Origin of the sequence: Amycolatopsis sp., assembly GCF_025464955.1 — a bacterium.
Classification (GTDB): Bacteria; Actinomycetota; Actinomycetes; order Mycobacteriales; family Pseudonocardiaceae; genus Amycolatopsis.
This window is the reverse complement of record NZ_JAODNM010000037.1, coordinates 119,580-132,013: the sequence shown is the minus strand read 5'-3', so window position 1 is coordinate 132,013 and position 12,434 is coordinate 119,580. Positions and strand designations below refer to the sequence as shown.

Here is a 12,434-nt window from a genome sequence, read left to right as displayed (position 1 = left end):
CCCCCCAACACCCCAACCCCTAACGGCCACAAACCCACAAACCCGCCCTGCGCTGGACCCCAAGCCGCCGTCGAGTTGCGGTCGTTGGTATGGCCAACGATCGCAACTCGACGGCGAGTTGCTGTTTTAGCGGAGGAGGGGGCCGCCGAAGTAGTCATCGCCGTCGTCGTCGCTGTCGTCACTGCGGCGGCGGGGGGCCTTCTTGGGGCCGCTGTCGCGCGGAGGCGCGGGCGGTTTCGTCGTCTCGTGCTCGGCCAGCGGATCGTCGAAGTACTCGTCGGGGGATGGCGCCGGCGGACGTTGCGGGGGCGGAGTTCGACGCGGCTCCTGAGTGTGCGGGGCCGGCGGAGCGGGAGGTGGGGGCGGCGCAGGCGGGTCGGCGGGAGCCGGCGGCTTTTCCGAGAGCATCCGGTTCTGCTCGAAGTAGTCTTCCTCGGTGGGCTTCGCCGGGGCAGCGCTCTGCTGCTGGGTCGGCGCGTCCGAGCCGCTGCTCATGACATTGTCCGTCGACGACACCCCGCGCGCTTCCAGGATGTCTTCGAGCGTCGCGCCCTCTTCGACCTCCTGGTAGATCTCCCGCATCTCCCCGAGCCTGCCGGCCATCGCGGCCCGCACGGCCGGGTCCTTGAGCGCCTTGCCTTCCAGGACGTCCTTCCAGGTCAGTTCCCCCGCGTCGACCTTCTTCTTCAGCTCGCGCATCTCCGCCGGTGCGTTCGGCTTCTCCGCGGCCGCCTTGATCGCCGCGATGTCCTCAGGCTTGGCGGTAGTGTCGATATCCGGCATCTGGGCGAGCTTTTCCTCGACCTGCGCGATGAGCTTCCTCGACTTCGCCATGGTGAGGTCGAGCTCGGCTTCGGCCTTGCGCAGCTCAGGGGTTTTCCACGAATCGTCGTCTACGGCGACGCCGGCCGGGTTGGCTGGCTGCTCGGTCATGGGAACTTCCTTCGGTGGTTCGTGCGTGTGGCGGCCTCTCCCGCCGCAGAGCGGGGGGAGGCCGGTCGACCAGTCAGACGGTGATCACCGGTGCCGCGGGGGATGGCCGGACGGTGCGGGCGGACGGTACGGCGGGGGCGGCTGGTGCGGCTGGTGCGGCTGGTTCGGAGGAGGCGGCTGGTAATGCGGCTGCTGGGGCGGATAAGGCTGCCGCTGCGGCTGCGACGGGTAGGGCTGCCCCTGCGGCGGATACGGCTGCCCTTGCTGCTGGGGTGCGTGCGGCTGCGACGGGACGTTCGGTGGCTGGTACCGCACGTTTTGGTTCCCGGGCTGCTGTCCCTGGTGTTGAGGATCCCCCTGGTGCTGCGGATCCTGGCCACCGTGCTGGGTGGACGCGCTGTGTGTGCTCCCGGCGTCGGCCGCCGACTCCTTGATGTTCTTCGCGGAGTCCTTGATGTCGCCGGCGTCGGCCACGATGCCCTTGGTGTTCTCCTTGATGTCGCCGACATCGCCCTTGACGCCCGAGACGATGTCCTTGACGTCGCCGAGGCTTTTGATGTCCTTGATCTTCGCCAGCTGCGAGCCGATGTCCTGCACCGACTTCCACAGCTCACCCACCTTGGAGACGATGTCCTTGATCGTCTCGATGATGGTGAAGATCTCGTTGGCGATGTCGATCGCGTCGATGATCGTCGTCGCCTCGGCGGCCCAGCCCACGACCGGGACGCACGCCTTCGCCGCGATGACGATCAGCTTGTCGATGAGCTTCTTCAACAGCTTGAGCGCTTCGGTGGCGAGCTTCTCCGAGCCGTCGGCCACCGTGAAGAAACCCTTGGCGATGAGCTTGGCGACCCCGCTTTCGACGGTCAGGCCGGCCTTCCAGCCGATGTCCACATAGGCCTTGTGTGCCCAGGCGGACGGGCCCTTCCAGTCGGTGGACGTCACGATGCCCGCGTTCCCGGACATCGTCGCCCCGAACTGCTTCATCGCGTCGCTGACCGTGGTCCAGGCCTGGCCGTTCTGGCGCATCTTGGTGAAGTCGCCGGTGATCGGCTTGATCACCGCGTCGACGAGGCTGCGTCCCGCGATGTGCTGGAACACCCAGTCGACGGCCATGACCTCGAGCCCGGCGCTCTGCACCAGGGACTGGACGTCCGAGCCGTCGCCTGGTGGCGGCGGCTGGAGCAGCTGCGTGATCTCGGAACCGTCCGACAGCTGGCCGCTCGGTACCGTCGGCGTGAAGGGTGCGTCGCCTCCTCCGCCGTCCCCGCCGCCCTTCCCGCCGTCTCCGCCGCCGCCTCCGCTGGTGTCGCCGCCCTCGCCTCCGCCGCTGCGATCGCCGCCGCCTCCGCCGTCTTGGCCATCCCGGCCGTCGCGCCCATCCCTGTTGTCGGGCCCGTCTCGTCCGTCGTGGGGACGAGGTGGGGTCCCGGCGCCGTCCGTTCCCGGGGCAACTGGCGGGTGTGGCTGTCCTGGATGCGATGGGTACGGCGGTCCCGGGTGTGGGGGTTGCTGTGGGTACGGCGGTCCTGGACGTGGGGGGTATTGCTGCTGTGGGTATTGCTGTTGCGGATACTGCGGCTGCGGGTGTTGCTGCGGGTACTGCGGCTGCGGCTGCGGATATTGCTGTTGTGGGTGCTGTTGTTGTTGCTGCGGCTGTTGCTGCGGCTGTTGCTGGGGGTGTTGCTGTTGCGGGTGCTGCGGAGGCGGTGGCGGGTTGTGGTGCTGCGGCGGTGGCGGGTTGTGCTGCGGTGGCGGGTTGTGCCCGGTGTTGCGGTTGCGATGCGTAGCCATGGAATGGTCCGTTCAGAGTGGGAAGACTGGTCGACGCTGCTGGACCCGGGTCAGTACTGGGGTTCGCCGCTCGCCCCGGCACCGGCGGTCGACGATGACGAGTCGTCGAGCTGGTTCAGGATGTCTTCGAGCGACTTCGCGGCGTTCTCGTCGGCCTGCTGGAAGGCGTCGGCGGCCTTGTTGACGCCGTCCACGAGCGACGCGAGCCGCTGCGAACCGAACTTCAACGTGTCGCCATACAGCGAACCGACCAGGTCCACCACCGGCTGCAGGATGATGAACAGGCCGGTGAAGCCCGACTTGTCGCAGCCGTAGTCGTGGACGTACCCGTTGATGGCACCGATTGCCGAGTTGAATCCGTCCAGCACCTGTGCGTACTGGTGCACGGCGTCAGGATTGACTTCGAAATCCGGCATGTGCCCCCCTGGAAGCTGATGTCTACAAGTTTCGGGAAGTGACGATATTGCACCGGGTCGTTCCCTGTGCGCGGTATTCGGTAAGAAACCCACCTGGGTCAGCAATAAGTCCGTTTTGACCGAATTTTCATCCGGCTGGCCGGACCGGCGTCACGGCGAGATGTCCCGCGGACGAGGTGAGGACTTCGACGTCGGCGCCGTAGTGGCGCTCGACGGCGGCGGCCGTGAGGACTTCGGCCGGCGTGCCCGAAGCCGCCATGCGGCCGCCGTCGAGCAGGATGAGCCGCTCGGCATACTGCGCGGCGAACGTCAGATCGTGCAGCGTGGAAACCACGGTCGTCCCGTCTTCGCGCCGAAGCTTGTCGACGAGTTCGAGCAGCGCCTGCGCGTGGCCGATGTCGAGACCGGTGGTCGGCTCGTCGAGCAGCAGCACGCTGGTGCGCTGGGTCAGAACCCGTGCCAGCACAGCACGTTGCCGCTCGCCGCCGGACAGCGTCCGCAGTGCTCGGCCGGCCAGCGCGCCGAGGTCGAGCCTGGCCAGCGCGTCGTCCACAATAGACAGATCGCGGGCGCTTTCGCGGGCGAGCGTACCGAGGTGCGGGGTCCGGCCGAGCAGGACGTAGTCGGTCACTGTCAACCCGTCGGGCAGCGCGGGATTCTGCGGGGAGTAGCCGACTGCCCGCGCCCTTTCCTTGCGGGACAACGACCCCGCCGACTGTCCATGGACGAGGATCGTGCCGCCGGCCGGGACGAGACCGGCGACCGTCTTCAGCAGTGTCGACTTCCCGGCGCCGTTGGGGCCGACGATCGCCAGCCAGCCGCCGGCCGGCACCTCCACCGACACCCCCTGGACCGCCGGGTCGCCGCCGTAGCCGGCGGTGACGTCGCGCAGCGCGAGCGCCATGGGCTCGGTCATGAGGCCTTCCCCCGCGCGGATCGCAGCACCAGCACGAAGAACGGCGCCCCGGTGAAGGCCGTGACGACGCCGAGCGGCAGCTCGCCCGGCAGCGCCGTGCGCGCGATGTAGTCGGCGACGATGAGGAATGCGCCTCCGACGATCAGCGACAGGGGGATCACAACCCGGTAGCTCGCGCCGAAGAGGATGCGGACGAGGTGAGGCACCACGATCCCGACGAACCCGATCAGCCCGCTGACGCTGACCGCCGCGGCCGTTGCCAGCGAAGCCGCGGCCAGTAGGAGCAATCGGACGCGCGCTGGGTGGATGCCGAGCGACGCGGCTTCGGCGTCGCCGAGCGTCAGCACGTCCAACAGCCGCGCGCACAGGCACAGCACGACCGCCGACACCGTGACGTACGGGAGCGCGATCCACACCTCTTGCCAGCCGCTGGTGTTGAGACCGCCGAGCATCCAGCTGTAAACCTGCTTGATCGTGTCGGTGTTGAGTTGCTGCACGAACGTCTGGATCGCGGTCAGGAACGACGCGACCGCGACGCCGGCCAGCAGCAGCGTCGCCGTCCCGGTGCCGCCCGACGACCTGCCGAGCAGCCAGCTCAGGCCGACCCCGCCGAGCGCGCCCGCGAACGCGGCCAGCGGCAGCGGCCCGATCACCCAGCCGGTGACCGACGGCGCGAGGACGACGACCATGGTCGCCGCCATGCCCGCGCCGGCCGCCGCGCCCAGGAGGTACGGGTCGGCGAGCGGGTTGCGGAACACGCCTTGGAACGCCGCGCCGGAGCTGGCCAGCGCCGCGCCGACCAGTCCGGCCAGCACCACCCGCGGGACGCGGAGCTGCCAGACGATCGCCGATTCTCGGGCGGACAGCGGGGATCGGCCGCCGGTCAGCTGGGCGCCGATCTCGTCGAGGACCCGCTGCCAGCCGAGGTCGCCCGTGCCGGCGAGCACCGAAAGCAGGGCCACCACCAGCAGGACGAGCACCGCGACCAGGAGGGTCCGTACCCGCAGCCGCGTGACCACCGGTTACTTGCTCGCCTGGACGACCGCGTCGGCGATCGAACGTGCCAGGTCCGCGATCCGGGGGCTCCACCGCGACGCGACGTCGTCGTCGAGCGCGAAGATGTGGCTTTTCTGGACCGCGGTCATCGTGCTCCAGCCGGGGCGCGCGGTCACGGTTTTGGCGTTCTGGCCGCAGCATTTGCTGTCGGCCAGGAAGATCAGGTCCGGGTTCGCCTTGAGGACGGTCTCGGCGGACAGCTGCGGGTAGCCGCCCGACGCGTTCGGGTCGCTGCCGTCGGCGATGTTGTGCAGGCCGAACTGGCTGTAGAGCTGGCCGAGGAAGGTCGCCGACGTCGCGCTGTAGAACGTCGGGTCGAGCTCGTGGTAGTAGGTCAGCGGCTTGGCCGGTTTCGGGGTGTCCGCGACGAGCTTGTCGATGTCCGCCTTGGTCCGCTTGGCGAGGTCCTCGCCTTCGGCCTGGTGGCCGGTGGCCTTGCCGATCAGCGCGAACTGGGCGTACGCGCCGTCCAGCGTCTTCGCGTCGGGCAGGACGAGCGTCTTGGTGCCCGTCTTCGCGAGCGCGGCGGACAGCTTCGTCGTGTCGGCGGACACGATCACCAGGTCCGGGTTCTTGGCCGCGATCGCTTCCGGATCGGGGTTGAGCCCGGACAACGTCGAGTGCGGGGCCTGCGCGGGGTAGTCCGACGCCGAGTCGACCGCCACCACCTGTGGCCCGGCACCGACGGCGAACAGCGTCTCGGTGGCCGACGGCGACAGCGAGACGATCCAGACCGGGCGCTTGTCGAGGGTGAGCGGGGCGCCGCCGGGCGGCGTGACCTGGACGGGGAAGCCCGCGTCGGCCTGCGTGTTCGCCGGGGCCGGTTCGTCGTGGGAAGCGCAGCCGCCCAGCGCTAGCACGCTGGTCAGGGCGAGGACACCGGCTAGAGCGGCTGTCGATCGGAACATTCCGGGGACGCTACCAGCGTCTTCGGTAGTGATCGGGACCTCGTTCGGGGTAGGGTATCCGGACAGTTCGCGGCCTATGGTTAGCTCGGCGAACTAATCGCGAGCCCATCAGGCACATTAAGAACGCCGTCGTTCTGCGCACCCAGATCGTTACCTCAGCCATGATCTCCGGCATGCCTGGAGAGGTGCCGTCATGTTTCCTGGGTGTTAAGGTCGCGAGAACGAGCGGGCCATCGTCGTCCCGTGCGCAGCTCCACCGGGGGATGTCCCGAATACGCACGAACACGACGAAGGAGGTCCCCTCATGATCTTCTCCGCCCTCCCAGGCAAGCAGGGCCTTTACGATCCCAGCTCAGAGCAGGATTCCTGCGGTGTCGCCATGGTGGCCGACATCCGCGGGCGCCGGTCGCACGGCATCGTCACCGACGGGCTGTCGGCGCTGACGAACCTGGACCACCGCGGGGCCGCGGGCGCCGAGCCGACCAGCGGTGACGGCGCGGGCATCCTGCTCCAGCTGCCCGACGAGTTGCTGCGCGACGAGCTCACCTTCGCGCTACCCGAGCCCGGCGCGGACGGGCACCACCGCTACGCGGCGGGGATCGCCTTCCTGCCCGTCGACGCCGACCAGCGTCGCAAGGCCGTCGACCTGATCGCCGAGATCGCCGAGGAAGAAGACCTCGACGTCCTCGGCTGGCGCGAAGTCCCGGTCGACGCCGACCGTGCCGACCTCGGTCCGTCCGCCCGCTCGGTGATGCCGCATTTCTCGATGCTGGTCGTCGCGGGCAAGCCGGACGCCGACGGGGTGCGGCCGAGCGGGCTCGAGCTGGACAGACTCGCGTTCTGCCTGCGCAAACGTGCCGAAAACGACAGCGTGGTCGCCGGCCACGGGACGTACTTCCCTTCGCTGTCCTCGCGCACGATCGTCTACAAGGGAATGGTCACGCCGGAGCAGCTGCCGCTGTTCTTCGCCGACCTGACCGACACGCGCCTCGCCAGCGCCATCGCGCTGGTGCACTCCCGCTTCTCCACCAACACCTTCCCGTCGTGGCCGCTGGCGCACCCGTTCCGGTTCGTCGCGCACAACGGTGAGATCAACACGATCCGCGGCAACCGCAACCGCATGCGCGCCCGCGAAGCGCTGTTGGCGTCCCAGCTGATCCCGGGCGACCTGACCCGGCTCTACCCGATCTGTTCGGCCGAGGCGTCCGACTCCGCGTCCTTCGACGAGGTCCTCGAACTGCTGCACCTGGGCGGGCGAAGTCTGCCGCACGCGGTGCTGATGATGATCCCCGAGGCGTGGGAAAACCACACCACGATGGACCCCGCGCGCAAGGCGTTCTACCAGTACCACGCCAGTCTGATGGAGCCGTGGGACGGCCCGGCGTGTGTCACGTTCACCGACGGCACGCTCGTCGGCGCGGTGCTCGACCGCAACGGCCTGCGCCCGGCGCGCTGGTGGCAGACCGACGACGGCCGCGTGGTGCTGGCCAGCGAGGCCGGAGTTCTCGACGTCGCTCCGGAAAACGTCGTCGCCAAGGGCAGGCTGAAGCCGGGACGCATGTTCCTGATCGACACCGCGGCCGGCCGGATCGTCGATGACGAAGAGGTCAAGTCCGCGCTGGGGAAAAGCCTGCCGTACGAGGGCTGGCTGCACGCGGGGCTGCTGCAGATCGCCGACCTGCCCGACCGCGACCACATCGTGCAGACCCATGATTCGGTGCTGCGCCGCCAGCTTTCCTTCGGCTACACCGAAGAGGAGCTCAAGATCCTGCTCACGCCGATGGCGGAAAAGGGCGGCGAGCCACTCGGTTCGATGGGTTCGGACACCCCGGTCGCCGTGCTGTCGCAGCGATCGCGGCTGCTGTACGACTACTTCAAGCAGGGCTTCGCGCAGGTCACCAACCCGCCGCTCGACGCGATCCGCGAAGAGCTCGTCACGTCGATGAGCCGCATCATGGGTCCCGAGCGCAACGTCCTCGACCCTGGCCCGGCTTCGTGCCGGCACATCCAGCTGCCGTACCCGGTGATCGACAACGACGAGCTGGCCAAGCTCATCCACATCAACGACGACGGCGACCTCCCCGGGTTCGCCTGCAGTGTCCTTTCCGGACTGTACGAGGTGAGTGGCGGCGCCGAGGCGCTGGCGTCCGCGATCGAGCGCGTCCGGCGTGACGCCTCCGAGGCGATCGCCGCCGGTGCGCGCACGCTGGTGCTGTCCGACCGTGACTCCGACCACCGGATGGCGCCGATCCCGTCGCTGCTGCTGGTGTCTTCGGTGCACCACCATCTGGTGCGCACCAAGGAAAGGCTGCGTGTCGCGCTCGTCGTCGAGAGCGGTGACGCCCGCGAGGTCCACCACATCGCGCTGCTGCTCGGTTACGGCGCCGCCGCGGTCAACCCGTACCTCGCGTTCGAGACCATCGAGGACCTGATCAACACCGGCGCGATCACCGGGCTCGAACCGACCAAGGCGATCCGCAACTACGTCGGCGCGCTGGTCAAGGGCGTGCTGAAGATCATGTCCAAAATGGGCATCTCGACCGTCGGCGCGTACACCGCGGCGCAGGTCTTCGAATCGCTCGGGCTGGCGCAGGAACTCCTCGACGAGTACTTCACCGGCACCAGTTCGAAGCTCGGCGGTGTCGGACTCGAAGTGCTGGCCGAAGAGACGGCCATCCGGCACCGGCGGGCGTACCCGGACAACCCCACGGACAAGGTGCACCGTCGCCTCGACACCGGTGGCGAGTACGCGTACCGGCGCGAGGGCGAGCTCCACCTGTTCACCCCGGAGACCGTTTTCCTGTTGCAGCACGCGACAAAGACGCGTCGGGAAGAGGCATACCGCGCGTACACCGACGAGGTTCACCGGCTCTACCGCGAAGGCGGTGTGCTGCGCGGTCTGTTCGCTTTCGCCGAGCGCGAGCCGATTTCGATCGACGAGGTCGAGTCGATCGAGGCGATCTGCAAGCGGTTCAACACCGGCGCGATGTCGTACGGCTCGATCTCGATGGAGGCGCACCAGACGCTGGCCATCGCGATGAACCGGATCGGCGGCCGGTCGAACACCGGCGAGGGCGGCGAAGACCCCGAGCGGCTCTACGACCCCGAGCGTCGCAGCGCGATCAAGCAGGTCGCAAGTGGACGGTTTGGTGTCACGAGCGAGTACCTGGTCAACGCCGACGACATCCAGATCAAGATGGCGCAGGGCGCGAAACCCGGCGAGGGCGGGCAGTTGCCGCCGAACAAGGTGTACCCGTGGATCGCGCGGACCCGGCACTCGACGCCCGGGGTCGGCCTGATCTCCCCGCCGCCGCACCACGACATCTATTCCATTGAGGACCTTGCGCAGCTGATCCACGACCTCAAGAATGCCAACGAGCAGGCCCGCATCCACGTGAAGCTGGTCAGCTCGCTCGGAGTCGGCACCGTCGCGGCCGGAGTGTCGAAGGCCCATGCGGACGTCGTGCTGATCTCCGGACACGACGGCGGCACCGGCGCTTCGCCGATGAACTCGCTCAAGCACGCCGGCACGCCTTGGGAGATCGGTCTCGCCGAGACTCAGCAGACGTTGCTGCTCAACGGTTTGCGCGACCGCATCACCGTGCAGGTCGACGGCGCGATGAAGACCGGGCGCGACGTCGTCATCGCGGCACTGCTCGGCGCGGAGGAGTACGGCTTCGCCACCGCGCCGCTGATCGTCGCCGGCTGCGTGATGATGCGGGTCTGCCACCTCGACACCTGTCCGGTCGGCGTCGCGACCCAGAGCCCGGAGCTGCGCAAGCGCTACACCGGGCAGGTCGAACATGTGGTGAACTTCTTCCACTTCGTCGCCCAGGAAGTGCGTGAAATCCTTGCCTCGCTGGGATTCCGGACGCTGGACGAAGCGATCGGGCATGCCGAGGTACTCAAGACCGACGAGGCCGTGGCGCACTGGAAGTCCAGTGGGCTCGACCTGTCCCCGATCTTCGACATCCCCGCGGACACGCCGTACGGCGGTGCCAAGCGGCGTACGCGCGGTCAGGACCACGGCCTCGAATACGCGCTGGACCGCACGCTCATCCAGTTGGCGGAGGCGTCCCTTGAGGACGCTCACCCGGTGCGGATCGAGTTGCCGGTCCGCAACGTCAACCGCACGGTCGGCACGCTGCTCGGGTCCGAGATCACCCGGCGCTATGGGGGAGAAGGCCTGCCCGAGGACACGATCCACGTGCTGCTGACCGGGTCCGCCGGCCAGTCGCTCGGCGCGTTCCTGCCGCGCGGCATCACCCTCGACATGGTCGGCGACGCCAACGACTATGTCGGTAAAGGACTGTCCGGCGGGCGGATCATCGTCCGGCCGCATCCGGCTGCGAAGTTCGCCGCGGAGCGCCAGGTGATCGCGGGCAACACGCTCGCTTATGGCGCCACAGGTGGGGAAATGTTCCTGCGCGGTCAGGTCGGTGAACGATTCTGCGTGCGGAACTCCGGTGCCGTGGTCGTCGCCGAAGGCGTCGGCGACCACGCTTTCGAGTACATGACCGGCGGCCGGGCGGTGGTGCTCGGCTCGACCGGACGCAACCTGGCCGCTGGTATGTCCGGAGGCGTTGCCTACGTGCTCGACCTGGACCGCAAGAAGGTCAACCGGGAAATGGTCGACCTGCAGACACCCGGCCCGGACGACATGGCGTGGCTGAAGGAGACCGTGCAGAAGCACCACGACCTGACGAGGTCGGCGGTGGCCGCGTCGCTGCTCGGGGACTGGACACGCCGTGCGGCGTCGTTCACGAAGGTCATGCCGCGTGACTACCAGCGGGTGCTGGACGCGGCGAAGGCGGCGCGCGCGGCGGGTCGCGATGTCGACGAGGCGATCATGGAGGAGGCGGCTCGTGGCTGACCCAACCGGTTTTCTGAAGTACAACCGAGAAGAGCCGTCCAAGAAGCCGAAGGCGGAGCGGCTCGAGAGCTGGGGCGAGGTCTACGCCGAGGTCCCGCCCGCGGTGCGCAACGAGTCGGTGCGCAAGCAGGCGTCGCGGTGCATGGACTGCGGCATTCCGTTCTGCCATTCAGGCACGTCCGGCTGTCCGCTGGGCAACCTGATTCCGGAGTGGAATGATCTGGTCCGCCGCGGTGACTGGGAAGCCGCGAGTGATCGGCTGCACTCGACCAACAACTTCCCCGAGTTCACCGGGAAACTGTGTCCGGCGCCCTGCGAGGCCGGCTGTGTGCTGTCGGTTTCGCCGCTGTCCGGCGGTGCGGTGGCGATCAAGCGCGTCGAGCAGACGATCGCCGACCAGTCGTGGGAAGCCGGATACGTCCAGCCGCAGATCTCGGCAGTGTCCTCGGGGCAGCGAGTCGCCGTGGTCGGCTCTGGGCCGGCGGGTCTCGCTGCCGCTCAGCAGCTGACGCGCGCGGGCCACGAGGTGACGGTCTTCGAGCGCGACGACCGGCTGGGCGGGCTTCTGCGGTATGGCATCCCCGAGTTCAAGATGGAAAAGAAGGTGCTCGACCGCAGGCTCGCCCAGCTGCAGAAGGAAGGCACCAAGTTCGTCACCGGGTGTGAGGTCGGCGTCGATCTCACCGTCGAAGACCTGAGTGCCCAGTACGACGCCGTGGTGCTGGCGGTCGGGGCGCTCCGCGGGCGCGACGACACGACAACCCCGGGCCGCGAGCTGACCGGGATCCATCTCGCGATGGAACACCTGGTGCCTGCTAACAGGTTCGTCGAGGGTGACGGACCGTCCGCTGTGGACGCCAAGGGCAAGCACGTGGTCATCATCGGCGGCGGGGACACCGGCGCCGACTCCTACGGCACCGCGACCCGCCAGGGCGCGCTTTCGGTGACCCAGCTCGACCAGTACCCGTCACCACCGTCCGAACGGGACGATGACCGCTCGCCGTGGCCGACGTGGCCGTACATCCTGCGCACCTACCCGGCGCACGAAGAGGCCGGCGAGCGCCGGTTCGCGGTCGCGGTGAAGCGGTTCGTCGGCGACGAGAACGGTCACGTGCGCGCGATCGAACTCCAGCGCGTCCGCGTGTCGAAGGACCCGGTGACCGGCGTGCGTGAGGTCGTGCCCGTCAGCGACGAGGTCGAGGAACTGCCCGCGGACCTCGTGCTGTTCGCGATCGGTTTCGAAGGCGTCGAACACATGCCGTTGCTGGGCGGTCTCGGGCTGTCGCTCACCAAGCGCGGCACGCTGTCCTGCGGCGCGGACTGGCAGACGTCGTCGCCGGGCGTGTTCGTCTGCGGTGATGCCCACCGCGGCGCGTCGCTCGTCGTCTGGGCGATCGCGGAGGGCCGTTCCGTGGCTCACGCCGTCGACGCTCACCTCACCGGCGCTTCGGACCTCCCTGCCCCCGTGCACCCGACCCTGCTCCCGCTGGCCGTCGTCTAAAACCCCTCAAGGCCAGCGCCGGCGAGTGTCGACACGG

8 protein-coding genes are annotated in these 12,434 nt (G+C 68.6%); 2 read left to right on the top strand and 6 right to left on the bottom strand.

The window, feature by feature from the left end; all coding sequences use genetic code 11:
- Positions 1–126: 126 nt before the first annotated feature.
- The 6 genes from JWQ81_RS07855 to JWQ81_RS07830 form a co-directional block, all read right to left on the bottom strand.
- Positions 127–933, bottom strand: coding sequence for a hypothetical protein (locus tag JWQ81_RS07855; protein ID WP_297539099.1), 807 nt, complete (start codon positions 931–933; stop codon positions 127–129).
- 84 nt (positions 934–1,017) lie between these two features.
- Positions 1,018–2,073: a hypothetical protein gene (locus tag JWQ81_RS07850; RefSeq protein WP_297539096.1), complete on the bottom strand. Its 1,056-nt coding sequence runs from the start codon at positions 2,071–2,073 to the stop codon at positions 1,018–1,020.
- Between the two features lie 704 nt (positions 2,074–2,777).
- Positions 2,778–3,143: a hypothetical protein gene (locus tag JWQ81_RS07845; RefSeq protein ID WP_297539094.1), complete on the bottom strand. Its 366-nt coding sequence runs from the start codon at positions 3,141–3,143 to the stop codon at positions 2,778–2,780.
- 127 nt (positions 3,144–3,270) lie between these two features.
- Positions 3,271–4,059, bottom strand: a complete 789-nt coding sequence (locus tag JWQ81_RS07840; protein ID WP_297539092.1) for an ABC transporter ATP-binding protein — start codon at positions 4,057–4,059, stop codon at positions 3,271–3,273.
- Positions 4,056–5,078 (bottom strand): iron ABC transporter permease, encoded by a 1,023-nt coding sequence (locus JWQ81_RS07835; RefSeq protein WP_297539090.1) that lies wholly within the window; start codon positions 5,076–5,078, stop codon positions 4,056–4,058. Before JWQ81_RS07835 ends, JWQ81_RS07840 begins: the two co-directional genes overlap by 4 nt.
- A 3-nt stretch (positions 5,079–5,081) precedes the next feature.
- Entirely contained in the window at positions 5,082–6,023 is a 942-nt protein-coding gene (locus JWQ81_RS07830) for an ABC transporter substrate-binding protein (RefSeq protein WP_297539088.1), read from the bottom strand.
- 304 nt (positions 6,024–6,327) lie between these two features.
- Between JWQ81_RS07830 and gltB the strand changes: the two genes are divergently transcribed.
- Positions 6,328–10,896, top strand: a complete 4,569-nt coding sequence (gene gltB, locus JWQ81_RS07825) for a glutamate synthase large subunit (protein WP_297539086.1) — start codon at positions 6,328–6,330, stop codon at positions 10,894–10,896.
- Positions 10,889–12,397, top strand: coding sequence for a glutamate synthase subunit beta (locus tag JWQ81_RS07820; RefSeq protein ID WP_297539084.1), 1,509 nt, complete (start codon positions 10,889–10,891; stop codon positions 12,395–12,397). The genes gltB and JWQ81_RS07820 overlap by 8 nt, the downstream gene beginning before the upstream one ends.
- The last annotated feature ends 37 nt before the right edge of the window (positions 12,398–12,434 follow it).